Source organism: Pseudomonas sp., assembly GCF_036404235.1.
Classification (GTDB): Bacteria; Pseudomonadota; Gammaproteobacteria; order Pseudomonadales; family Pseudomonadaceae; genus Aquipseudomonas.
In genome coordinates, this window is sequence record NZ_DASWOT010000210.1 from 1 (window position 1) to 21,141 (window position 21,141).

At 54.9% G+C, this 21,141-nt stretch carries 28 protein-coding genes and 1 tRNA gene; 22 read left to right on the plus strand and 7 right to left on the minus strand.

Annotation, left to right across the window (positions count from 1 at the left end; genetic code table 11):
• The 5 genes from VGC62_RS26160 to map all read left to right on the plus strand — a co-directional run.
• On the plus strand, window positions 1-643 hold a 643-nt coding region (locus tag VGC62_RS26160), incomplete at its 5' end, for a LysR substrate-binding domain-containing protein (protein WP_331189978.1).
• Between the two features lie 83 nt (window positions 644-726).
• Complete coding sequence (locus VGC62_RS26165) at window positions 727-936, plus strand: hypothetical protein (RefSeq protein WP_331189979.1); 210 nt, start codon at window positions 727-729, stop codon at window positions 934-936.
• Window positions 937-1,319: 383 nt separating this feature from the next.
• Window positions 1,320-1,664, plus strand: a complete 345-nt coding sequence (locus VGC62_RS26170; RefSeq protein WP_331189980.1) for a helix-turn-helix domain-containing protein — start codon at window positions 1,320-1,322, stop codon at window positions 1,662-1,664.
• Window positions 1,665-1,743: 79 nt separating this feature from the next.
• Window positions 1,744-1,998 (plus strand): ParD-like family protein, encoded by a 255-nt coding sequence (locus VGC62_RS26175; RefSeq protein ID WP_331189981.1) that lies wholly within the window; start codon window positions 1,744-1,746, stop codon window positions 1,996-1,998.
• A complete protein-coding gene (map, locus tag VGC62_RS26180; protein ID WP_414705851.1) occupies window positions 1,995-2,780 on the plus strand; it encodes a type I methionyl aminopeptidase in 786 nt (261 codons plus the stop codon). The genes VGC62_RS26175 and map overlap by 4 nt, the downstream gene beginning before the upstream one ends.
• Window positions 2,781-2,996: 216 nt before the next feature.
• Here the strand turns inward: map and VGC62_RS26185 are convergent, their stop codons facing one another.
• The 4 genes from VGC62_RS26185 to VGC62_RS26200 all read right to left on the minus strand — a co-directional run bounded on the left by VGC62_RS26185 (window position 2,997) and on the right by VGC62_RS26200 (window position 4,855).
• A complete protein-coding gene (locus VGC62_RS26185; protein WP_331189982.1) occupies window positions 2,997-3,242 on the minus strand; it encodes a hypothetical protein in 246 nt (81 codons plus the stop codon).
• 83 nt (window positions 3,243-3,325) lie between these two features.
• Complete coding sequence (locus VGC62_RS26190) at window positions 3,326-3,550, minus strand: DUF6555 family protein (protein ID WP_331189983.1); 225 nt, start codon at window positions 3,548-3,550, stop codon at window positions 3,326-3,328.
• Window positions 3,551-3,894: 344 nt separating this feature from the next.
• Window positions 3,895-4,596, minus strand: a complete 702-nt coding sequence (locus VGC62_RS26195; RefSeq protein ID WP_331189984.1) for an endonuclease I family protein — start codon at window positions 4,594-4,596, stop codon at window positions 3,895-3,897.
• A gap of 4 nt (window positions 4,597-4,600) precedes the next feature.
• Window positions 4,601-4,855 (minus strand): DUF1654 domain-containing protein, encoded by a 255-nt coding sequence (locus VGC62_RS26200; RefSeq protein WP_414705852.1) that lies wholly within the window; start codon window positions 4,853-4,855, stop codon window positions 4,601-4,603.
• Window positions 4,856-5,050: 195 nt separating this feature from the next.
• On the opposite strand from VGC62_RS26200, the gene VGC62_RS26205 reads away from it, so the two are divergent.
• The 7 genes from VGC62_RS26205 (at window position 5,051) to rbsD (ending at window position 11,413) form a co-directional block, all read left to right on the plus strand.
• Complete coding sequence (locus VGC62_RS26205; protein ID WP_331189986.1) at window positions 5,051-5,275, plus strand: YgdI/YgdR family lipoprotein; 225 nt, start codon at window positions 5,051-5,053, stop codon at window positions 5,273-5,275.
• A 191-nt stretch (window positions 5,276-5,466) separates the two neighbouring features.
• Window positions 5,467-6,426: a sugar ABC transporter substrate-binding protein gene (locus tag VGC62_RS26210; protein ID WP_331189987.1), complete on the plus strand. Its 960-nt coding sequence runs from the start codon at window positions 5,467-5,469 to the stop codon at window positions 6,424-6,426.
• Between the two features lie 64 nt (window positions 6,427-6,490).
• Window positions 6,491-8,044 carry a sugar ABC transporter ATP-binding protein gene (locus tag VGC62_RS26215; RefSeq protein WP_331189988.1) on the plus strand — a complete coding sequence of 518 codons (1,554 nt, stop codon included), beginning with the start codon at window positions 6,491-6,493 and terminating at the stop codon, window positions 8,042-8,044.
• Window positions 8,041-9,033 (plus strand): ABC transporter permease, encoded by a 993-nt coding sequence (locus VGC62_RS26220; protein WP_331189989.1) that lies wholly within the window; start codon window positions 8,041-8,043, stop codon window positions 9,031-9,033. Before VGC62_RS26215 ends, VGC62_RS26220 begins: the two co-directional genes overlap by 4 nt.
• Window position 9,034: 1 nt before the next feature.
• On the plus strand, window positions 9,035-10,057 hold the full coding sequence (locus tag VGC62_RS26225) for a LacI family DNA-binding transcriptional regulator (RefSeq protein WP_331189990.1): 1,023 nt from the start codon (window positions 9,035-9,037) through the stop codon (window positions 10,055-10,057).
• Between the two features lie 37 nt (window positions 10,058-10,094).
• A complete protein-coding gene (rbsK, locus tag VGC62_RS26230) occupies window positions 10,095-11,012 on the plus strand; it encodes a ribokinase (protein ID WP_331189991.1) in 918 nt (305 codons plus the stop codon).
• Complete coding sequence (gene rbsD / locus VGC62_RS26235) at window positions 11,009-11,413, plus strand: D-ribose pyranase (protein WP_331189992.1); 405 nt, start codon at window positions 11,009-11,011, stop codon at window positions 11,411-11,413. Before rbsK ends, rbsD begins: the two co-directional genes overlap by 4 nt.
• A gap of 49 nt (window positions 11,414-11,462) precedes the next feature.
• On the opposite strand, the gene VGC62_RS26240 is transcribed toward rbsD, so the two are convergent.
• Complete coding sequence (locus VGC62_RS26240) at window positions 11,463-11,660, minus strand: hypothetical protein (RefSeq protein ID WP_331189993.1); 198 nt, start codon at window positions 11,658-11,660, stop codon at window positions 11,463-11,465.
• A gap of 363 nt (window positions 11,661-12,023) precedes the next feature.
• Between VGC62_RS26240 and VGC62_RS26245 the strand changes: the two genes are divergently transcribed.
• A complete protein-coding gene (locus VGC62_RS26245) occupies window positions 12,024-12,350 on the plus strand; it encodes an I78 family peptidase inhibitor (RefSeq protein ID WP_331189994.1) in 327 nt (108 codons plus the stop codon).
• A 62-nt stretch (window positions 12,351-12,412) separates the two neighbouring features.
• On the opposite strand, the gene VGC62_RS26250 is transcribed toward VGC62_RS26245, so the two are convergent.
• Together VGC62_RS26250 and VGC62_RS26255 are read right to left on the minus strand one after the other, a co-directional pair.
• Window positions 12,413-12,625 carry a cold-shock protein gene (locus tag VGC62_RS26250; protein ID WP_003179963.1) on the minus strand — a complete coding sequence of 71 codons (213 nt, stop codon included), beginning with the start codon at window positions 12,623-12,625 and terminating at the stop codon, window positions 12,413-12,415.
• Between the two features lie 284 nt (window positions 12,626-12,909).
• Window positions 12,910-13,224, minus strand: coding sequence for a hypothetical protein (locus tag VGC62_RS26255; protein WP_331189995.1), 315 nt, complete (start codon window positions 13,222-13,224; stop codon window positions 12,910-12,912).
• A gap of 395 nt (window positions 13,225-13,619) precedes the next feature.
• Between VGC62_RS26255 and thrS the strand changes: the two genes are divergently transcribed.
• The 9 genes from thrS to VGC62_RS26300 all read left to right on the plus strand — a co-directional run bounded on the left by thrS (window position 13,620) and on the right by VGC62_RS26300 (window position 21,123).
• Window positions 13,620-15,542, plus strand: coding sequence for a threonine--tRNA ligase (gene thrS, locus VGC62_RS26260; protein WP_331189996.1), 1,923 nt, complete (start codon window positions 13,620-13,622; stop codon window positions 15,540-15,542).
• Entirely contained in the window at window positions 15,542-16,093 is a 552-nt protein-coding gene (gene infC / locus VGC62_RS26265; RefSeq protein WP_331190001.1) for a translation initiation factor IF-3, read from the plus strand. The genes thrS and infC overlap by 1 nt, the downstream gene beginning before the upstream one ends.
• 60 nt (window positions 16,094-16,153) lie before the next feature.
• Window positions 16,154-16,348 (plus strand): 50S ribosomal protein L35, encoded by a 195-nt coding sequence (gene rpmI, locus VGC62_RS26270; protein ID WP_274132877.1) that lies wholly within the window; start codon window positions 16,154-16,156, stop codon window positions 16,346-16,348.
• A gap of 28 nt (window positions 16,349-16,376) precedes the next feature.
• A complete protein-coding gene (rplT, locus tag VGC62_RS26275) occupies window positions 16,377-16,733 on the plus strand; it encodes a 50S ribosomal protein L20 (protein ID WP_007905879.1) in 357 nt (118 codons plus the stop codon).
• Between the two features lie 105 nt (window positions 16,734-16,838).
• A complete protein-coding gene (gene pheS / locus VGC62_RS26280; protein WP_331189997.1) occupies window positions 16,839-17,855 on the plus strand; it encodes a phenylalanine--tRNA ligase subunit alpha in 1,017 nt (338 codons plus the stop codon).
• Between the two features lie 83 nt (window positions 17,856-17,938).
• A complete protein-coding gene (gene pheT, locus VGC62_RS26285) occupies window positions 17,939-20,317 on the plus strand; it encodes a phenylalanine--tRNA ligase subunit beta (RefSeq protein ID WP_331189998.1) in 2,379 nt (792 codons plus the stop codon).
• 3 nt (window positions 20,318-20,320) lie between these two features.
• Window positions 20,321-20,623 (plus strand): integration host factor subunit alpha, encoded by a 303-nt coding sequence (gene ihfA, locus VGC62_RS26290; protein WP_002553164.1) that lies wholly within the window; start codon window positions 20,321-20,323, stop codon window positions 20,621-20,623.
• Window positions 20,604-20,960, plus strand: coding sequence for a MerR family transcriptional regulator (locus VGC62_RS26295; RefSeq protein WP_331189999.1), 357 nt, complete (start codon window positions 20,604-20,606; stop codon window positions 20,958-20,960). The genes ihfA and VGC62_RS26295 overlap by 20 nt, the downstream gene beginning before the upstream one ends.
• A gap of 86 nt (window positions 20,961-21,046) precedes the next feature.
• Window positions 21,047-21,123, plus strand: a tRNA-Pro gene (locus tag VGC62_RS26300).
• The last annotated feature ends 18 nt before the right edge of the window (window positions 21,124-21,141 follow it).

Below are 21,141 nucleotides of genomic sequence, written 5' to 3' on the forward strand. Positions count from 1 at the left end.
TAGCGTCGCGCCAAAAGGTATGTTGCGCGTTAATCTGCACGGCACGTTGGCGAAGTATTTTGTGATCCCAGCGTTGCCGCAATTCATGGCGCGCTATCCGGATATCGAGCTGACGTTGAGTGAAGCGGACCGTTTTGTCGATCTGGTGCAGGAGGGGGTCGATTGCGTGGTGCGTGCCGGTACGCTCAGCGACTCTTCGCTGGTGGGTAAACGCATTGCGACCTTGCCACAGGTCACCTGTGCCAGCCCGGTTTACCTGCGCAAATATGGGATGCCACGTCAACTTGGGGATTTGGTCGGTCACGTCGGGGTGAACTATGTTTCGCGCACGACGGGCAAGGCCTTTCCATTTGAGTTCGTGGAGGGCGGCCAGCTCAGGGAAGTGAAGCTCGAAGGCCGGGTTTCGGTATTCGGTGCAGAAATTTACGCAGCATCAGCCATCGCAGGCATCGGTATTATTCAGGTGCCGCGTTACCGGGTGGCCGAGCAATTACAGGGGGATTTGCTGCGCGAGGTATTACCCGAGTGTCCGCCGCCGCCGATGTCGGTTTCGGTGCTGTATCCACACAATCGGCACATGTCGCCTCGAGTCAGAGCGTTTGTTGATTGGGTCAGTGAATGCTTTGCACAGGCGCTGAAGTAGCCGCTCGTCAGAAAGCCCCTTGCGTTTGGTTAATGATCAAAATACTGTATGTTTAAACAGTATTAATCGAAAGGGAGTTGACCATGCAAATCGCTCAAATCGACAACAGTCTCGAGTTCGCTCATCGCCCGCAAGAACAAACGTTCAGCAGTGTCTGGGGTAATGAAATGCAACGCGAAGACTTTCTGGCCCTAGCTGCAGGACTGCGTCATTACAACGCCTCTTTGGTCTCGGTCGAATTTACGGGCGGCGAGGCGGCATATGCAACAGGGCATCAACCATGCGTCGAATGACTCGTACTCGGTCTATGGCTCCCGACCCGAGTCAGGGTTTCAAGGAGGCCGTTGATGCCGAAATCAAGTGATCGGCAGGGCTTTGAATGTCTTCTGCATCGGGTTGGCGTCGTTTTCCGGTACGAATCAACGTCAGAGCGATCAAAGTGCCCACTAACGATACCGCGCACCAAGCCAACAAAAATGTAATCACGTCTGGTTCTCCGAACTGCAAAAATCGGGTTGCCATTGAAAATGACAAATGCGACATACGGAATATCGACCGTGAGCAGAATTGCTTGAGGTTGAAAGCCGTAAAGAGTGACCAATTGGATGAAATATCGCAACTCCCCAAGGTCAACGGGGTCATGATTAAACGATAGTCACGCTGGAGGCATCCGTTTATGAAAGATCTTGGCTCGCGACTGAAAGAAACGCGCAAACGCATGGGACTTTCGCAGCAGGAATTCGGTGCCATGGGGGGAGTTGAAGCCAACGCCCAGGGCAAATACGAAAGCGGGGAGCGCGTCCCTCGTTCTGATTATCTGGCGGCACTGGATAAGCAAGGCATTGATGTCCTGTACATCCTTTCTGGTCACCGGATGCCCATGACTAGCGAATCCTTGAGTGACTCGGAGCGAACCATTATCGATCACTATCGGGTGCTCAGTGCGGACGATCAGGGTGCGATATCTCAACTGGCGAGTTCGTTGTCGGAATGCCAAACCAACGAAGAACAGCCCGGCTGACCCATCAGCAGATTTAAGCGTGGCTTGCTTGTCAGTATATGAACCATTTATGATTCGTATATTCCACGCGAGGTGAACCATGGGGCTAGTCAAGATTTCCGAACAGATGCACGCCAATATTCGCTCTGTCAGTGCCGCGCTGAGCCGATCAATCAACGCACAGGCCGAGCACTGGATGCGAATTGGTATGCTCGCCGAGCTTCATCCTTCATTGAACTATAGCGAAATATGCCAGTTGCTGATTCGGGCTGAAGTCTCGGGCGGTACGCTGTTGAGTGCACAATCTTGTGACATCAATCCCTCCATCACTCCGGCCAGAGCAGTATCCCGATGAGCGTCAGTATCAAAAGCGAAGCGGATCTGGTCGGGTTGCGAGTTGCCGGGAGGCTGGCAGCTGATGTGTTGGCGATGATTGCGCCACACGTCAAGGCGGGTATCAGCACCCAGGCACTGGACGACATTTGCAATGATTACATCGTCAATGAGTTGAAGGTTATTCCGGCCAACGTTGGCTACCACGGTTTCACCAAAACCACCTGTATTTCCCCAAACATCGTTGTTTGTCATGGAATCCCTGCGCCCGGAGACATACTCAAGGACGGGGACATCGTCAACATCGATGTGGCGGTGATCAAGGACGGCTGGTTCGGCGACACCAGCCGCATGTACCTGGTGGGTGAGGTCAGCCCGCTGGCCCGGCGTTTGGTCGATACCACCTATGAAGCAACGCTGGCCGGTATTCACGCCGTGAAGCCCGGAGCGACGCTGGGTGACATCGGTCACGCCATTCAGACGGTGGCACATCGGGAGGGTTTCAGTGTTGTGCGTGAGTATTGCGGACATGGCATTGGGCGCAAATACCACGAAGAACCCCAAGTGCTGCATTATGGCGCAGCTGGGAAGGGGCTGCGGCTCAAGCCTGGCATGGTGTTCACCATCGAACCGATGATTAATGCCGGCAAACCGGGGACTCATGTGCTGGATGATGGCTGGACGGTCTTGACTCGTGACGAGTCGTTATCTGCGCAGTGGGAGCACATGGTTGCGGTCACGCAGACCGGGTTTGAGCTGCTCACGCCGTGGCCGGACGGCACGGGTAATTACCCTGCGGTTTGATTGTTTGGGCAGTGGCGGACTAATAAAGTCACAATTGCGATGGTGACGATTGTTCGACATCGCCTGTAGTCTTCGTCGCGTTCCCCTGCAGTGCTGCGGCCTGACCGGCTCATGGATGATCAGACCCGCAGCACTTGGGGAGAACACTCAATTTGCAGTATCGAGCGGTAATTAGAAACCTGGCCTGAGCCAGGTTTTTTTTGGCGTTTGGCCGGTTTAATGGTCGAGGCGTTTGGCCGCCTCCACGCCAGCGGAGCTTAGCTTTACAGGGTAATGCAGCGATTGATCGCTGTCGCCGACGCTACCATTCTGAATAAGACCGCTTTGCTGCAGATGCTCAAGGGTATCTGCTACAGCATTTGCGCCCCGATAATTGTCCAGTACTTCCTTGCCCAGACCTGTCGGGTGAGCGTGGAGCAGACGGGTCAGAACTTCTTTTTTCAGTGCGTGATCAATGGTCATATCTACCTCGCGTTGCTGGATTATGAGCGCTGCTTGTAAATTGGGACCCCTTGATGTCGCGTTTGTTTGGATTTTTTTACCTGTCAGGTTCGCTTCCACTGGACCTTGGTTATTCCGAGACATTCTGCCTGCACAATGGCCAATCTGACCGGGCAAACAGAGACATTGCCATCCATACCCCCGACGCCTGCATGGAGCGTGGCGAAATACAGGGCTTCGCTTTCGCTCAGATAGTTCGCTTGATGGCAGAAGTGCCGGGGTTCCCCCCTGAACTGGTAATGAATTTCAAAGCCCTTGTACTCGTTCATCGTAGTCCCCGCCTGTGCGACGTTAGACGCCGCTCTGAAATTATGTACGGTCCTGATGTACCAGGCAGCATGGACGGCAAGTGCGTCCTGAATGGCACCATTTCATTTCGAGATCGATACAGGCATGCATGACAGCTAGCGGCCTTGGATCGTACTGCAGACTTTCAGTTTGAACATCAACGATGTTCAGCGCGCTTTGGAGGAGTCCAGACAGAAGAAAAATTACACGGTTTCATGACGCTTTGAGCGCTGTTCCGATGAGCGGCAATGTGCCATATCTGTTTGGGTACAGCGCTCGGTCCAAACACGGGAAAGATGAGTTTTTACCGACACCTAAGAGGTGTTCAACTGCAAGCTTTCAAATTGACTGGACCGACAAAATCGTTGCCATGACCCATTACGCACGCTACTCGCTGGTTACGCTGACGCTCCCAACTTTCGACAGGATAGGATTTGTTCCAGGCTTGATAGAGTTGCTGGTCCTGGCGAGAAAGCCGCAGGTTGTACTGCTTGCTCATGTAAAAGTAGGTGCGAGCGATCATTCCGCGAATCGAAGGTCTGGGCATCACCCTCTTTGCCTTGAAGTCCACCTGTGTCAGGCAGGAGCCGTATTGGCCTTGATGTTCCGGTAGCCAGCCAAAGTTGAAGTTATTCCGGTCACCGTTGACCTCCCCAATACTGGGGACGAGGTTGTGCAAGTCGGCTTCGGCGCGCTTGTAAACCTGATCATTACGCGTGCAGTTCTTGCGTCCGCCGTTCTGCCAGCATTGACGCAGGTGGCCAATTTGCCAAGCCGGAACGATGTGTTCCCATTCAATGCGTTTGGCCCGCGTGGCGTTCTTGCGGGGCACATAGCCACAGCCGGCCAGATCGACCGTGTTGCCTGTGTACTTGCAGCCACAATAGAACTCGGTTGATTGCGGGGCGTACAGGCCCCATGCGACTTTCTTCGCCTCGTTGAACGTACGCGGTGCATCGGCATGCGTCGCAAGCGGGGCGGTCATCAAAACGCTGGTGTACAGCAGGGTGAAAAACTTAAGCCTCATGCACTCAATCTTCCTTGGGCAACGTCCAGAAAATCTGGATACCGCCATCGTCGCGGTAGGCGAGCGTGACGTTATCGTTTTCGGAAATTTCCCCAAGCAGCTGATCCCAGTCACTTTCAGCTTCGTCGGGTAGTCGGAAAATCAGTGCAGATCTGGATTTCTGTGCAGTGGTTGAATTGATGATTTTTTGAATGCGAATGCCGAGACATTGATAAGGGTCAAGAGCTGGAGTGGAGGCGCTTTTTTTGGACACAAAAATGATCCCTTGTTTTTGCTGTATATGTGTACAGTATTTGAGTCTGGAAAGTTTCGCAACATCTCCGTAAGGCCAAGTGCAGAGGAGTCGACGTGACAGTATCCTCCAGCACCTTGGCGCTCGAACCAATTCGGGCCGCGTCGATCTGATTGCGTACCGGCGGATGAGTTCGCTGCATTTTTTGAAAAAGGAGTCTGCATGAATATCAAACAGTTAGGGGTACCTGTCGTTCTCGCTTTTTGCGCGGTGCTTGCAGGTTGCTCGACGGCGACAGTCGTCACGCTGCAAAACGGAACGCAATACGTGACCAAAGATGTGCCAAAGACCAAAACCAAAGATGGTTTTTATGAATTCGAAGACATTTCCGGAAAAATGGTCAGAGTTCGCGCCGATGAAGTGGCGACAGTGAAAAAAGAGGATTGAAGTGCGGGGCAGAGCACAGTGAATGCGCTCTGCCCCTGGTGATCGGCTGGGTTGAGGCACGTTTCTTACGGTTGACAAATTTGTAAAGCATTCTCATAGTTCGCCTCTCGCAAACGTTTGCGCTCGATATGCTGTGTCGAATTAATGCGCTGACGGTGCCGATAAAATAATCATAATGTCGGAGTCACTTGATGAAGCTGCCCTTCGCTGCACGTCTTCTCGCTGTTGCCATGCTTGCCGCCACCGCGGTCTCCCTTCCTATCTCTTCGGCCTTCGCTGACGATGCAAAAAAGCCTACCGTCGCGTTGGTGATGAAATCCCTGGCCAATGAGTTCTTCCTGACCATGGAAGACGGCGCCAAGGTGTATCAAAAACAACATGCTGAGGATTTCGACCTGATCTCCAACGGCATCAAGAATGAATCCGATACCGCCGCGCAGATCGACATCGTCAATCAGATGATCGTCAAGAAAGTCGACGCGTTGGTCATTGCTCCTGCCGACTCCAAGGCGCTGGCCTCGGTGATCAAGAAGGCGATGGATGCCGGGATCAAGGTCGTCAACATCGATAACCAACTCGACGTCGACGTCCTCAAAAGTAAGCACATGGAAGTGCCTTTCGTAGGCCCGAATAACCGTAAAGGTGCCAAGCTGGTGGGTGATTACCTGGCCAAGCAACTGACAGCCGGTGATCAGGTCGGCATCATCGAAGGCGTGCCGACTACGACTAACGCTCAGCAGCGCACCGCAGGCTTCAAGGATGCGATGGAGGGTGCGCAGATCAACATTGTCTCCACTCAATCGGGTAACTGGGAAATCGACAAGGGCAATGCCGTGGCTTCCGCCATGCTCAACGAATATCCAAACCTGAAAGCCTTGTTGGCCGGTAACGACAGCATGGCGCTGGGCGCGGTGTCGGCAGTACGTGCGGCAGGCAAGGCGGGCAAAGTGCAAGTGGTCGGTTACGACAATATCAACGCCATCAAGCCCATGCTCAAAGACGGTCGTGTGCTGGCGACGGCGGATCAGTTCGCTGCACGGCAGGCGGTGTTCGGCATCGACACTGCTCTGAAGATGATTAAGGGCGAGAAACTCGACATCAAGGACGGTGTGATCGAGACCCCGGTCGAGCTGATCACCAAGCCACAATAATCCCAGCTTCGTCTCACACCTGAAACAGCGCCAGCCATCGTGTGGCTGGCGCGTGGAGAGCGTTATGTCAGCGTCTGCTCAGGCCGCTGTTCTATCTGTCAGCGGTATTGGCAAAACCTACGCCCAGCCCGTCCTCGGCGACATTGACCTGACGCTGATGCGTGGCGAAGTGTTGGCCTTGACCGGTGAAAACGGCGCGGGCAAAAGCACTTTGTCGAAGATCATCGGCGGCCTGGTCACGCCAACCACCGGCCAGATGCAATTCCACGGGCAGCCCTATCAGCCAGCCAGTCGCGCCCAGGCAGAAAAACTCGGTGTGCGCATGGTGATGCAGGAGCTTAATCTGTTGCCGACACTGTCGGTGGCGGAAAACCTGTTTCTCGACAACCTTCCGAGTCGAGGCGGCTGGATCAACCGCAAGCGCTTGCGTGAGGATGCAATCAAAGCCATGGCACAGGTGGGGCTGGACGCAATCAATCCGGATACCCTGGTCAGCGAGTTGGGTATCGGTCATCAGCAGATGGTCGAGATTGCGCGCAACCTGATCAGTGATTGCCATGTGCTGATTCTAGACGAGCCAACAGCGATGCTTACGGCCCGTGAAGTCGAGATGTTGTTCGAGCAAATCACGCGTTTGCAGGCACGTGGCGTGTCGATCATTTATATCTCCCATCGCCTCGAAGAGCTTGCTCGCGTGGCTCAGCGTATCGCTGTGCTACGCGATGGCAAGCTGGTGTGTGTCGACGTAATGTCCAATTACAACAGCGAGCAGTTGGTGACCTTGATGGTGGGGCGCGAGCTGGGCGAGAAGATCGATCTTGGCCAACGCAGGATTGGTGATGTGGCCCTGTCGGTGAAGGGCTTGAGCCGTTCGGGCAAGGTTCTCGATGTGTCATTCGATGTGCGTGGGGGTGAGATTTTCGGGATTTCCGGTTTGATCGGTGCAGGTCGTACTGAGTTGCTACGCCTGATTTATGGGGCCGATGTTGCCGACAGCGGCACCCTCGAAATCGGTAGCCCGTTACGTGTGGTCAGCATGCGTTCTCCCGTGGATGCGGTCAGTCATGGCATTGCGCTGATTACCGAAGACCGCAAGGGAGAGGGATTGCTTCTGTCGCAATCGATCAGTGCCAACATTGCGCTGGGCAATATGGAAGCGATTTCCCGCGTGGGCGTGATCGACGGAAGCGCCGAGATGAAACTGGCGAAACGTCAGGTTGACGTGATGCGCATCCGCAGTACCAGCCCGACGCAACAAGTGTCCGAACTATCAGGCGGTAATCAGCAGAAGGTGGTAATTGGCCGCTGGCTGGAGCGTGATTGCAAAGTGATGCTGTTTGATGAACCCACCCGTGGCATCGACGTCGGCGCCAAATTCGATATCTACACCTTGTTGGGCGAGTTGACGCGCCAGGGCAGGGCGTTGGTGGTGGTTTCCAGTGATTTGCGTGAATTGATGTTGATCTGCGATCGGATTGGCGTGTTGTCTGCCGGCCGCCTGATCGACACATTCGAACGTGGTTCCTGGACTCAAGACGAGCTGCTTGCCGCCGCTTTTGCTGGCTACCAAAAACGTGATGCGCTGCTGTCCGACGCCGCGCCCGGGATTGACTCATGAGAACTTCTACCAACGCAGCGTCTCGTCCCCCTGGCAAGCGTAGCGGCAACTACTTTGGCCTCGGCACTTACCTGGGGCTGGCGGGGGCTCTGCTGGCAATGATCGTGCTGTTCTCGCTGCTCAGCGATCACTTTCTGTCTTACGAAACCTTCAGCACGCTAGCCAACCAGATTCCCGACCTGATGGTATTGGCCGTAGGGATGACCTTCGTCCTGATCATCGGCGGTATTGACCTGTCGGTGGGATCGGTGCTGGCGTTGGCTGCATCTGCGGTGAGTGTGGCCATGCTCGTCTGGGGTTGGGGTGTTCTGCCGTCCGCGTTATTGGGTCTGGCTTGCGCAACCGTAGCGGGCACCATTACCGGCTCGATCACTGTGGCCTGGCGTATTCCTTCCTTTATCGTGTCGCTCGGCGTGCTTGAAATGGCCCGCGGCGTGGCATACCAAATGACCAATTCGCGTACCGCTTACATCGGTGATTCCTATGCCTGGTTGTCCAATCCATTCGCCTTTGGTATTTCGCCTTCCTTCGTGATTGCGCTAATCGTGATCTTTGTGGCGCAGGCGGTGCTCACTCGTACGGTTTTCGGTCGCTACCTGATCGGCATCGGCACCAACGAGGAAGCTGTGCGTCTGGCGGGGATCAATCCAAAACCCTACAAGATTCTGGTGTTCTCGCTGATGGGCTTGCTGGCGGGCGTCGCGGCGCTGTTTCAGATTTCTCGTCTGGAAGCTGCCGATCCCAACGCCGGTTCAGGCCTGGAGTTGCAGGTGATCGCCGCGGTGGTTATCGGCGGGACGAGCCTGATGGGCGGGCGTGGTTCGGTGATCAGCACCTTTTTCGGCGTGCTGATCATCTCGGTGCTGGCTGCCGGTCTGGCGCAAATCGGTGCAACGGAGCCCACCAAGCGCATCATCACGGGCGCGGTAATCGTCGTCGCTGTGGTGCTCGACACCTACCGCAGCAATCGCGCAAAGCGGCGGGGCTGATATGGCAACGATCAAGGATGTGGCTGCGCTTGCGGGGATTTCCTACACCACCGTCTCCCATGTCCTGAACCGGACACGACCGGTCAGTGATGAGGTCAGGATCAAGGTCGAGGCAGCGATTGCCCAACTCGATTATGTGCCCAGTGCTGTCGCGCGCTCGTTGAAAGCCAGGGCCACCTCGACCATCGGCTTGTTGATCCCCAACGGCATCAACCCGTACTTCGCCGAGCTTGCCCGGGGGATCGAGGACTACTGCGAGCGTAACGGTTTTTGCGTGATCCTGTGCAACTTCGACGACAATCCTGACAAACAGCGCAGTTACTTGCGCGTGTTGTTGGAGAAGCGTGTGGACGGTTTGATTGTGTCGTCGGTCGGCAGCGACAACGGCCTGGTCGAGGGGTTGGCGGCGGTGCGTACGCCGATGGTCATCGTTGACCGGGACCTGGGGAATATTAGCGCTGATCTGGTGCGTATCGATCACGAGTTGGGCGCTTATCTGGCGACTTCGCATTTGCTGGAGCTGGGTCATCGGCATATCGCCTGTATCTGTGGCCCAGCAGAGACCAGCGTGGCCCGCATGCGGCTGGCAGGTTATCAACGGGCGATGCAGGAGGCTCGCATCGAGGTGCCAGCGTCGTGGGTCGTGGAAAGTGATTTTACCAGTCCGAGCGGTTATAGCGCTGCAGTGGGTTTGCTCGAACATGATCGTCCGACCGCTATTTTCGCAGCCAACGATATGGTTGGTTTTGGTGTATTGCGTGCCGCGGCAGAGCGCAATATTCGGGTGCCTACGAATTTATCGGTGATTGGCTTCGACGATATTCAGATGAGCCGCTATGTGTACCCGGCGCTGACCACGGTCGGGCAGTCAATTCTGCAATTGGGCGAGCATGCGGCAGAAGTGTTGCTGCGGCGAATTGCGGCGCCGACTTGCACACCAATCGAAAAACTGATTGTCGCGCCAAGCATTGTCTTGCGCGAATCCACTGCGCCACCGATCACCGTATTCAACGAATTTCGCTGAACCGGACACCTGCGTCCGGCTTGAAGAGTACCAACGCATGCAAGCAAAAGTAGTGATAGTGGGCAGCATTAACATGGACCTGGTGACGCGTGCGCCACGTCTGCCGCGCGCTGGCGAAACCCTGGCCGGCTATTCGTTCGTGACCGTGCCGGGCGGCAAGGGCGCTAACCAGGCTGTGGCGGCTGCGCGTTTAGGGGCCAGCGTTGCGATGATCGGCTGTGTGGGCGATGACGATTATGGGGATCGACTGCGCGCTGCCTTGCTGGTCGAAGGTATCGATTGCGACGCGATCATCTCTGTTGCCGGAGAGTCTACGGGGGTTGCGCTGATCGTGGTCGATGACAACAGCCAGAACGCCATCGTGATCGTCGCTGGCGGCAATGGTCACGTTTCGTCGGCCGTGGTGGATAGCTTCGATGCGCTGCTCAGTCAGGCCAAAGTGATCATTTGCCAGCTGGAAGTGCCAATGGCAACGGTCGGTCATGTGCTCAAGCGTGGGCGTGAACTGGGCAAGATTGTCATCCTCAACCCCGCCCCCGTCAGCGCGCCACTACCAGCCGATTGGTACGCGCTGATCGACTACCTGATCCCCAATGAAAGTGAAGCGACCTTGCTGACTGGCTTGCCGGTGGATTCGGTAACGACTGCAGAGGTAGCCATGGGGGCCTTGCTGGCCTCGGGCGCCTCAAAGATCATTGTCACGCTGGGTGCCCAAGGGGTGCTGTTCGCAACTCGCACGCATGTGCAGCATTTTCCGGCGCCGCAGGTTCGGGCGGTGGATACCACGGCGGCAGGCGACACCTTCGTCGGCGGATTCGCCGCAGCACTGGCGCAGGGCAAAAGCGAATCCGAAGCCATTCAGTTCGGGCAGTTTGCCGCCGCGCTTTCGGTGACGCGTGCGGGCGCGCAGCCGTCCATTCCGACGCTTGGTGACGTTCAGGAATTTCAGTCATGAAAAAAACACCGTTGCTCAACATCGCTCTGTCGCGAGTGGTGGCGTCTTTGGGGCATGGCGATGTACTGATGATCGTCGACGCGGGCATGCCTGTACCGGCTGGCGTCGAGTTGATTGATCTGGCGCTGACGCATGGCGTTCCTGATTTCGTCAGTGTGTTGAACACGGTGCTGACAGAAATGCAGGTGGAAAGCCATGTGCTCGCAGAAGAGATGCTGGTGAAACAACCGCCTGCGCTCGCGACCCTTGACAGTCTGAAGTCCAACGGCGCTCTGGGCGAGCGGCGTTTTCTCAGTCACCAGGCACTGAAAGAGCTCAGTCGCAGTGCTCGAGCGGTGGTGCGCACCGGCGAATGCCAGCCTTACAGCAATGTCGCGCTGGTTGCGGGTGTTGTCTTTTGACGTCGCCCAATGAGTGGCTAAGCGCCCGGCGCGTCTCAAACAATGCTGGTCATGCCTCGGTAGACACCTCGTTCGAGTAACGCAGGAACACCTGGTCCATGAAGGTCTGGGCGCCATGGGTGCCCAGTTCTTTTACCAGTAGATCAATTGCAATGATCGCCAGTTCTTCGGCGCTTCCTGGGCTGTGAGCGCAATGTCCCTGTGGCCACTTGGCCTTGATATCAGCGTCGATCGATACGGCTGCCATGATCTTTTGTCTCTCATTGATCTCTCTTGGGAAAAGCAACATCCTGACAGCCAAGCGCCGTACTTGAGCGGTTGCGTCAGCGGGGTAGTAAAACATCTTGGGCACCACTTCGCACTGATACTTAGGCATGAATTGTTGCGCATGTCGCAGTTTTTCGACGCCGCCCAGAACGAGGGTCTGTCTCAGCGATTACTGACTTTTCAAATGTTTTGTGACGATTTTGCTGAACGAAGGCGGGGCGGCTCGGGCAGACTCCTGCGCTGATGAGGACTATCGATCAGTCGTTAGGTTGCCGTTATTGCAACAAAGCGCAGAGAGCGCTGTCGCAGAAGTTCTGGTTACGTTTATAGGCAAGGAGATTGTATGTTCTGCAAGTTAGCCCCAGTGGGTCTGATCCTCACCGTAATGCTATTGGCCGGTTGCAGCAGCACATCTGAATCATCGGATGACGCGGCTCAGGGCTCCACCGCCGCCGACAGCGGTCATTCCCGTTGTGATGCAGCCGCCGCGCAATTCGCTGTAGGCAAGCCAGCCTCGCCGACACTGCTGGAACAGGCGCGGACCAGCGCGCGAGCGCAGACCGCCAGGGTGCTCGGCCCGAACGACATGGTGACGCTGGAGTATCGTTCTGACCGGCTGAACCTCAACACAGACCAGGCAGGTAGGGTGGGCCGCGTCAACTGCGGTTAAACGCTGTTTTACAGGCATAAAAAAACCCCGTCGGTGACGGGGTTTTTTTAAGCGCGTTCGGATTACTCCGGACGAACCTGAGCGGCTTGCATGCCCTTTTGGCCTTTCTCAGCCACGAAGGAAACGGTCTGGCCTTCTTTCAGGCTTTTGAAACCGTCGCTTTCGATAGCTTTGAAGTGTACGAACAGGTCGTCACCGCCACCTTGTGGAGTGATAAAGCCGAAGCCTTTTTCATCGTTGAACCATTTTACGGTGCCGGTTTGGCGATTAGACATGGTGTATCTCCAAGAACATAATTTTTCAGTAGTACTGTGCTGCTCAGGCCAACTGGGCACACGGGGCTATCATAGTCGAATTGTGCGAATGCTGAACTTTTTCAGTAAGAACTTCGGAAATATAGACGCAGAATTGACGTTCTGGCAGGTTTTGTATCTGCGGGTTTCGGCATCGAAACATCCGCTCTGCATCGCTGGAAACCTTGTATTACAAAGGCTTCGCAGTTATGCAGCGGTGCGGGCAGCGGTGGCTATTGGTCGAATCCGCAGAAGTGTAAATTTTTTTATTTTTGACCCTGAAGGCAGTGTTCGGCGACTGTTTTTTGCAGTCGTGATGTCAGTTCTGCGCTAGGCGGGGTGCTCGTGTCATTCAGTGACGCGATCTCCTTGTCAGTGAAGCTCTTGTTGATTTGCCGGGCACCACATTCGCAGTGGGCCTGAACTGCCTTGGCATCCATTGCGGGGTTGCTCTGGCCAGCGGCGGATGCGCATTCATTCATGTAGGTATTTTGGGTCTTGGCATCCATGGCGGCATGGGCGCTCATTGGGAGGGCCAATGCCAACGGTGTCAACAAGGCGACAGCACGTAGAAGCTTCATGATGGTTTCCTTCTTAATCTATGGGCCGGTGAATCGACAGCCTCGAAAGGGGTTCACGGATAATCTGACGGCTTTGACGCCTGCCAGTTCACAGGTCGCATGATTCTTGAGTGGTCTGCGGGGACTTTAATTCGTAGTCCGATGTTCGCGAGCTGCCTACCTGATGACCGGCTGTGCTAGCATGCGCGTCCTGCGGATTGGCTCAAATGCTGTGAGCGGCTGTTTCGCTCGGCGCAGAACTTACTGAAATCGTTAATTCCAGTCACTCTGGTTCGGTCATTGGTTGGCCTTAAAGGCTCCTGCCACTGTGAGGCAGGTACACCGCCGAATCGCGTACTGGCTCTATCCCACCCATGTGACCTTTGGTAGGGGTCACCACTAGGAGAGGAGGCGCCATGCCCACCATTACTCTTCCCGACGGCAGTCAACGTTCTTTCGATCATCCTGTTTCTGTAGCCGAAGTTGCGCTTTCCATTGGCGCTGGTCTGGCCAAGGCAACCGTAGCCGGCAAGGTCAATGGTCAACTGGTCGATGCCAGCGACATGATCGATGCCGACGCGACATTGCAAATCATTACACCCAAAGACCATGAAGGGCTGGAGATCATTCGTCACTCCTGCGCTCACTTGGTCGGTCACGCCGTTAAGCAGTTGTACCCGACTGCAAAAATGGTTATCGGGCCGGTTATCGATGATGGCTTCTATTACGATATCGCCTACGAGCGCCCGTTCACGCCTGACGATCTGGCGGCGATTGAGCAGCGCATGCAGCAGCTGATCGAAAAAGATTACGACGTCATCAAGAAAGTCACACCGCGTGCCGAAGTGATCGAGGTGTTCAGCGCCCGCCACGAAGACTACAAACTGCGTCTGGTTGAAGATATGCCAGAGCAGCAGACCATGGGTCTGTACTATCACGAAGAATATGTGGACATGTGCCGTGGCCCGCACGTGCCAAACACTCGTTTTCTCAAATCCTTCAAGCTAACCAAGCTGTCCGGCGCCTATTGGCGTGGCGATGCGAAAAACGAGCAGTTGCAACGTGTATACGGCACTGCCTGGGCTGACAAAAAGCAACTGGCGGCGTACATCCAGCGGATCGAAGAAGCTGAAAAGCGCGATCACCGCAAGATTGGCAAGCGTCTTGGCCTGTTCCACACTCAGGAAGAAGCGCCGGGAATGGTGTTCTGGCACCCGAACGGCTGGACCTTGTATCAAGTGCTAGAGCAATACATGCGCAAGGTTCAGCGCGATAATGGTTACTTGGAGATCAAGACTCCGCAGGTCGTGGACCGTTCTCTCTGGGAAAAATCGGGGCACTGGGCCAACTACGCTGAAAACATGTTCACCACCGAGTCCGAAAGCCGCGACTACGCTATCAAGCCGATGAATTGCCCGTGTCACGTGCAGGTGTTCAACCAAGGCCTGAAAAGCTACCGCGAGTTGCCGATGCGGCTAGCTGAATTCGGTGCTTGTCATCGTAATGAGCCATCGGGTGCATTGCACGGCATCATGCGCGTGCGTGCGTTTACTCAGGACGATGCTCATATTTTCTGCACTGAAGAGCAGATGCAGGCCGAGTCGGCTGCGTTTATCAAGTTGACGCTGGCAGTTTACGAAGATTTTGGTTTCAAAGACATCGAGCTCAAGCTATCCACCCGTCCTGAAAAGCGCGTTGGCGCCGACGAGCTTTGGGATCGTGCTGAAGCTGCACTGGCTGCAGCCTTGGACAGCGCGGGCCTGCCGTATGACCTTCAGCCGGGTGAGGGTGCCTTCTACGGCCCGAAAATCGAATTTTCCTTGAAGGATTGCTTGGGTCGCGTCTGGCAATGCGGTACATTGCAGCTTGATTTCAACCTGCCTGTCCGTCTCGGTGCCGAATTCGTCACCGAAGACAATGGTCGCAAGCACCCTGTGATGTTACACCGCGCGATTCTCGGTTCCTTCGAGCGTTTTATCGGGATTCTGATCGAGCACTACGAAGGTGCATTCCCAGCCTGGTTGTCTCCAACTCAAGCAGTGATCCTCAATATCACTGATAAACAGGCAGATTTTGCCCTTGAAGTGGAAAAAACTCTGGCTGAAAGCGGGTTTCGTGCCAAGTCCGACTTGAGAAATGAAAAGATCGGCTTTAAAATCCGCGAGCATACTTTGCTCAAGGTTCCGTATCTCCTTGTAATCGGAGATCGGGAGGTTGAAACGCAAACTGTCGCTGTGCGTACCCGTGAAGGTGTAGACCTTGGCTCGATGCCGGTTGCCCAATTCTCGGAGTTCCTCGCACAAGCGGTTTCCCGGCGTGGTCGCCAAGATTCGGAGTAATTATTATTAAGCGTGAAATGAGACAAGATAAACGAGCTGCACCGAAGGCCCCGATCAACGAGAATATCTCGGCACGCGAGGTTCGGTTAATTGGCGCTGACGGCGAGCAGGTTGGCATCGTCTCGATTGATGAAGCGCTTCGTATTGCTGAAGAAGCCAAGCTGGATCTGGTAGAGATTTCTGCCGACGCAATCCCACCAGTCTGTCGTGTGATGGATTACGGTAAGTCTATCTTCGAAAAGAAGAAGCAGATTGCTGCGGCGAAGAAAAACCAAAAGCAGATTCAGGTAAAAGAAATCAAGTTTCGTCCAGGGACGGAGGAAGGGGATTACCAGGTAAAACTGCGCAACCTGGTACGTTTCCTGAGTGATGGGGACAGGGCCAAGGTATCGTTGAGATTCCGAGGTCGTGAGATGGCCCACCAGGAGCTGGGTATGGAACTGTTGAAGCGGGTTGAAGGTGACTTGCTCGAATACGGTTCTGTCGAACAGCATCCTAAGATGGAAGGACGCCAACTGATTATGGTCATCGCCCCGAAAAAGAAGAAATAACCACCAGGGCACGGCAGGCCTTGCGGTTATGTTTATCAACTGAATGCGGAGTATCCGAACATGCCAAAGATGAAGACTAAAAGTGGTGCAGCTAAGCGGTTTTTGAAAACTGCCAACGGCATCAAGCACAAACACGCTTTCAAGAGCCACATCCTGACCAAAATGTCGACCAAGCGTAAGCGTCACCTGCGCGGTAGCAGCTTGCTGCATCCGTCTGACGTGGCGAAAGTCGAGCGCATGCTGCGCCTTCGTTAATTTTGATCAAGAATAGAGGAAGTAACTCATGGCTCGTGTAAAGCGTGGCGTCATTGCCCGTAAGCGTCACAAAAAAATTCTGAAACTTGCTAAAGGCTACTACGGCGCGCGTTCACGCGTATTCCGTGTCGCCAAGCAAGCGGTAATCAAGGCTGGCCAATATGCCTACCGTGACCGTCGTCAGAAAAAACGTCAGTTCCGCGCTCTGTGGATCGCTCGTATCAACGCTGGTGCGCGTATCAACGGTCTGTCCTACAGCCGTTTCATCGCTGGCCTGAAAAAAGCGTCGATCGAGATCGACCGCAAGGTTCTGGCTGATCTGGCAGTGAACGAAAAAGCGGCGTTTGCTGCGATTGTCGAGAAAGCTAAAGCCACCTTGGCCTAAGTCCCCGGCAATCACCGGATATCTTCTCGAGATTCGGTGTTAAACGTCATAGATAGGGGAAGAGCCTTTTAAGCTCTTCCCCTATTTCGTATCTGGAGTCTGTAAATGGAAAACCTGGACGCACTGGTCTCTCAAGCACTTGAGGCTGTGCAAAGCGCTGAAGACGTCAATGCCCTGGAGCAAATCCGGGTTCACTACCTTGGCAAGAAAGGTGAATTGACTCAGGTGATGAAGACCCTGGGGAATTTGCCCGCAGAAGAGCGCCCTCAGATTGGCGCGTTGATCAACGTTGCCAAGGAGCGTGTTACCGAGGTTCTCAATGCACGCAAAGCGTCGTTCGAGACGGCGGATCTTGCCGCCAGGCTCACTGCCGAGTCCATTGACGTGACCCTGCCTGGCCGTGGTCAGACCTCAGGTGGTCTGCACCCTGTCACTCGGACTCTGGAACGTATCGAACAGTTCTTCACCCATATTGGCTACGGTATCGCCGAAGGTCCTGAGGTTGAAGACGATTACCACAACTTCGAGGCGCTCAACATCCCAGGCCATCACCCGGCTCGCGCGATGCATGACACCTTCTATTTCAATGCGAACATGCTGTTGCGTACTCACACCTCACCGGTGCAAGTGCGAACCATGGAATCGCAACAGCCGCCGATTCGCATCGTCTGCCCTGGCCGTGTGTATCGCTGCGACTCCGATATTACCCACTCCCCAATGTTCCACCAGGTCGAAGGCCTGCTGGTAGACCGCGATATCAATTTCGCCGATCTGAAAGGTACCATTGAGGAGTTCCTGCGCGTGTTCTTTGAAAAAGAACTGGCAGTGCGGTTTCGTCCTTCATTTTTCCCGTTCACCGAGCCATCCGCTGAAGTCGACATGGAGTGCGTGATGTGCAGCGGTAAAGGCTGTCGTGTTTGCAAGCAAACCGGTTGGCTGGAAGTTATGGGCTGCGGGATGGTTCATCCGAACGTGTTACGCATGTCCGGTATCGATCCGGAAGAGTTTCAAGGGTTTGCTTTCGGCATGGGCGTAGAACGTCTGGCCATGCTGCGTTACGGCGTCAATGATTTGCGCCTGTTCTTCGACAATGACTTGCGGTTCCTCGCGCAATTTCGATAAGCGCCGGTGAGAGCTGGCCATCCAGGCCGTTTTCACACTGCGCCTGTGTCGCACGTCCGTAACGAATCTATTAGGAGAGCAGGATGAAATTCAGTGAACAATGGTTGCGTGGCTGGGTGCGCCCGCAAGTATCACGTGACGAGCTGGTTGCTCGTTTGTCGATGGCGGGCCTTGAGGTCGATAGCGTCACACCTGCTGCCGGCGTTTTCAACGGCGTGATTGTCGGTGAGGTGCTGAGCACAGAACAACACCCTGATGCTGACAAGCTGCGTGTTTGCCAGGTCAGCAACGGATCGGAAACCTTTCAGGTCGTCTGTGGTGCGCCCAACGTGCGACCAGGTCTGAAGATCCCGTTCGCTATGATCGGTGCCGAATTACCGGGCGACTTCAAGATCAAGAAGGCCAAGCTGCGCGGTGTTGAGTCCAATGGCATGCTGTGTTCGCAGGCGGAGTTGAAAGTAGGCGAGGGCAACGATGGGTTGATGGAGCTGCCGGCCGATGCGCCGGTAGGTCAGGACTTTCGCATTTACCTTGAGCTTGACGATGCCAGCATTGAAGTCGACCTGACGCCGAACCGTGGCGACTGCCTGTCGGTCGCGGGTCTGGCGCGTGAAGTCGGCGCCCTGTACGACGTAGCAGTGACTCGTCCGGTTATCACTGCCGTGCCAGCGGTACACGATGAAGTGCGATCGGTTGAGGTGTTGGCACCTGCGGCCTGCCCACGTTACCTTGGGCGTGTGATTCGCAATGTCGATCTGTCGCGATCGACCCCGTTGTGGATGGTCGAACGACTGCGTCGTTCCGATATACGAAGCATTGATGCTGCTGTCGACATCACCAACTACGTCATGCTTGAACTGGGTCAACCGCTGCACGCGTTCGACCTCGCCCAAATTAACGGCGGTATTCGCGTACGTATGGCCGAAGATGGCGAGAAGCTTGTTCTGCTCGACGGCCAGGAAGTCACGCTGCGTACCGATACGCTGGTGATCGCCGATCATCAGCGCGCGTTGGCGATCGCGGGTGTCATGGGAGGAGAACATAGCGGTGTGTCCACGACGACCCGTGATATTTTCCTTGAAAGCGCGTTCTTTGACCCGGTTTCTGTCGCTGGCAAGGCGCGTTCATACGGCTTGCACACCGACGCATCGCATCGCTATGAGCGCGGCGTCGATTGGCAATTGGCGCGTGAAGCCATGGAGCGTGCCACTGGCTTGCTGCTGGATATAATCGGTGGTGAAGCCGGTCCTATTATCGAAAAGGTCAGTGAAGCAGATCTGCCATCGATAGCGCCAATCACCTTGCGTGCTGACCGTATAGAGCAAATGCTTGGTCTAAAAATAGACCCGGCGGAGATCGAGCGCTTGCTAACTGCGCTCGATCTGAAAGTCTTCTCTGAAACTGCAGGCCAGTGGCGTATTGAAGTACCAAGCCATCGCTTCGATGTCACCCTCGAAGTGGACCTCATTGAAGAGCTGGCCCGCCTGTATGGCTATAACCGCTTGCCGGTTCGTTATCCTCAAGCACGATTGGCCCCACAGGCCAAAGCCGAGTCTCAAAGTGATTTGCCTGCACTTCGCCGTTTGTTGGTTGCGCGTGGTTATCAGGAAGCCATCACTTATAGCTTTATTGATCCGAAGTGGTTTGAGCTGTTCAATCCAGGCATCGAGCCTTTGTTGCTGGCCAACCCAATTTCCAACGACATGGCTGCCATGCGTTCTTCCCTGTGGCCGGGCTTGGTTAAGGCGTTACAGCACAATCTCAATCGTCAGCAGGACCGTATTCGTCTGTTCGAAAGCGGCCTGCGCTTTGTCGGTCAGCTTGACGGTCTGAAACAGGAACCTATGCTGGCCGGTGTTATTTGCGGTAGCCGTCTGCCGGAAGGTTGGGCGCAAGGTCGTGATGTGGTCGACTTCTTTGACGTCAAGGCAGACGTCGAAGCGGTATTGGGCTTCTCGGGCGCACTGGATGATTTTACGTTCGTATCGGGACAGCATCCGGCACTTCATCCTGGTCAAACGGCTCGCATCGAGCGCGATGGTCGTGAAGTTGGGTATATCGGCGCGATACATCCTGAGCTGTCGAAAACGCTAGGTTTAGATCGTCCAGTATTCGTCTTCGAACTGGTGCTGGCCGATGTAGCCAAGGGCCGTTTACCGAAATTCCACGAATTGTCGCGCTTTCCTGAAGTTCGTCGGGACTTGGCACTCATAGCTGATTGCGACGTCGCATCCAGTGCTGTACTGGACGTTATCCGTGACAATGCAGGGGAATGGCTCACAGACCTAAGGTTATTTGATGTTTATCAGGGTAAAGGTATTGATCCGCATAGAAAAAGCCTTGCAGTTGGCTTGACCTGGCAACATCCATCGCGCACTCTTACTGACGATGAAGTAAATGCTACGACGCAGCAAATTCTCACCTCGCTCGAGGAAAGGTTAAACGCCACGTTAAGGAAGTAGCGTATGGGGGCTCTGACGAAAGCTGAGATGGCCGAACGTCTGTATGAAGAGCTAGGCCTGAACAAACGAGAAGCCAAGGAACTGGTTGAGTTGTTCTTTGAGGAAATCAGGCACGCTCTGGAAGATAATGAGCAAGTCAAATTGTCCGGATTCGGCAATTTCGACTTGCGAGATAAGCGCCAGCGACCGGGTCGAAACCCAAAGACGGGGGAGGAAATCCCGATTACGGCTCGCCGTGTGGTCACCTTTCGCCCAGGGCAGAAACTGAAGGCCCGAGTTGAGGCTTATGCTGGAACCAAGTCATAACGATGAGCTACCGCCCATTCCAGGCAAGCGCTACTTCACCATTGGTGAGGTCAGCGAGCTCTGCGCGGTAAAACCGCACGTTCTACGATATTGGGAGCAGGAATTCCCTCAGCTCAATCCGGTCAAGCGCCGCGGAAACCGTCGATATTATCAGCGTGAAGATGTGCTGATGATAAGACAGATCCGCGGATTGCTTTATGAGCAAGGCTTTACCATAGGTGGCGCACGACTGCGCATGTCTAGCGGCGAGGGGAAGGACGATACTCAACAGTACAAGCAGCTGTTCCGGCAAATGATCGCTGAGCTGGAAGATGTTTTGGTCGTTCTGGGGACTTAGCTCCTAAGTAGATACTTCCATAATTCAAAAGCTTAGAGTATATTCCTCCCGGCTTTCGCGCTTAGCGAAGCTGATTCACGCCTAGTCGGGGCGTAGCGCAGCCCGGTAGCGCACTTGCATGGGGTGCAAGGGGTCGAGTGTTCGAATCACTCCGTCCCGACCATTTAATTCAATGACTTAG

What these genes read in the sequence shown, in the direction of transcription:
- VGC62_RS26225 (WP_331189990.1), top strand. Translation starts at nt 9,035, where the DNA reads ATGGCAACGATCAAGGATGTGGCTGCGCTTGCGGGGATTTCCTACACC.
- VGC62_RS26185 (WP_331189982.1), bottom strand. Translation starts at nt 3,242, where the DNA reads ATGACCATTGATCACGCACTGAAAAAAGAAGTTCTGACCCGTCTGCTC.
- VGC62_RS26215 (WP_331189988.1), top strand. Translation starts at nt 6,491, where the DNA reads ATGTCAGCGTCTGCTCAGGCCGCTGTTCTATCTGTCAGCGGTATTGGC.
- VGC62_RS26210 (WP_331189987.1), top strand. Translation starts at nt 5,467, where the DNA reads ATGAAGCTGCCCTTCGCTGCACGTCTTCTCGCTGTTGCCATGCTTGCC.
- VGC62_RS26205 (WP_331189986.1), top strand. Translation starts at nt 5,051, where the DNA reads ATGAATATCAAACAGTTAGGGGTACCTGTCGTTCTCGCTTTTTGCGCG.
- VGC62_RS26255 (WP_331189995.1), bottom strand. Translation starts at nt 13,224, where the DNA reads ATGAAGCTTCTACGTGCTGTCGCCTTGTTGACACCGTTGGCATTGGCC.
- VGC62_RS26295 (WP_331189999.1), top strand. Translation starts at nt 20,604, where the DNA reads ATGCTGGAACCAAGTCATAACGATGAGCTACCGCCCATTCCAGGCAAG.
- pheT (WP_331189998.1), top strand. Translation starts at nt 17,939, where the DNA reads ATGAAATTCAGTGAACAATGGTTGCGTGGCTGGGTGCGCCCGCAAGTA.
- VGC62_RS26165 (WP_331189979.1), top strand. Translation starts at nt 727, where the DNA reads ATGCAAATCGCTCAAATCGACAACAGTCTCGAGTTCGCTCATCGCCCG.
- thrS (WP_331189996.1), top strand. Translation starts at nt 13,620, where the DNA reads ATGCCCACCATTACTCTTCCCGACGGCAGTCAACGTTCTTTCGATCAT.
- rbsK (WP_331189991.1), top strand. Translation starts at nt 10,095, where the DNA reads ATGCAAGCAAAAGTAGTGATAGTGGGCAGCATTAACATGGACCTGGTG.
- map (WP_414705851.1), top strand. Translation starts at nt 1,995, where the DNA reads ATGAGCGTCAGTATCAAAAGCGAAGCGGATCTGGTCGGGTTGCGAGTT.
- VGC62_RS26190 (WP_331189983.1), bottom strand. Translation starts at nt 3,550, where the DNA reads ATGAACGAGTACAAGGGCTTTGAAATTCATTACCAGTTCAGGGGGGAA.
- VGC62_RS26175 (WP_331189981.1), top strand. Translation starts at nt 1,744, where the DNA reads ATGGGGCTAGTCAAGATTTCCGAACAGATGCACGCCAATATTCGCTCT.
- pheS (WP_331189997.1), top strand. Translation starts at nt 16,839, where the DNA reads ATGGAAAACCTGGACGCACTGGTCTCTCAAGCACTTGAGGCTGTGCAA.
- VGC62_RS26220 (WP_331189989.1), top strand. Translation starts at nt 8,041, where the DNA reads ATGAGAACTTCTACCAACGCAGCGTCTCGTCCCCCTGGCAAGCGTAGC.
- VGC62_RS26240 (WP_331189993.1), bottom strand. Translation starts at nt 11,660, where the DNA reads ATGGCAGCCGTATCGATCGACGCTGATATCAAGGCCAAGTGGCCACAG.
- VGC62_RS26245 (WP_331189994.1), top strand. Translation starts at nt 12,024, where the DNA reads ATGTTCTGCAAGTTAGCCCCAGTGGGTCTGATCCTCACCGTAATGCTA.
- VGC62_RS26250 (WP_003179963.1), bottom strand. Translation starts at nt 12,625, where the DNA reads ATGTCTAATCGCCAAACCGGCACCGTAAAATGGTTCAACGATGAAAAA.
- VGC62_RS26195 (WP_331189984.1), bottom strand. Translation starts at nt 4,596, where the DNA reads ATGAGGCTTAAGTTTTTCACCCTGCTGTACACCAGCGTTTTGATGACC.
- VGC62_RS26170 (WP_331189980.1), top strand. Translation starts at nt 1,320, where the DNA reads ATGAAAGATCTTGGCTCGCGACTGAAAGAAACGCGCAAACGCATGGGA.
- rbsD (WP_331189992.1), top strand. Translation starts at nt 11,009, where the DNA reads ATGAAAAAAACACCGTTGCTCAACATCGCTCTGTCGCGAGTGGTGGCG.
- ihfA (WP_002553164.1), top strand. Translation starts at nt 20,321, where the DNA reads ATGGGGGCTCTGACGAAAGCTGAGATGGCCGAACGTCTGTATGAAGAG.
- rplT (WP_007905879.1), top strand. Translation starts at nt 16,377, where the DNA reads ATGGCTCGTGTAAAGCGTGGCGTCATTGCCCGTAAGCGTCACAAAAAA.
- rpmI (WP_274132877.1), top strand. Translation starts at nt 16,154, where the DNA reads ATGCCAAAGATGAAGACTAAAAGTGGTGCAGCTAAGCGGTTTTTGAAA.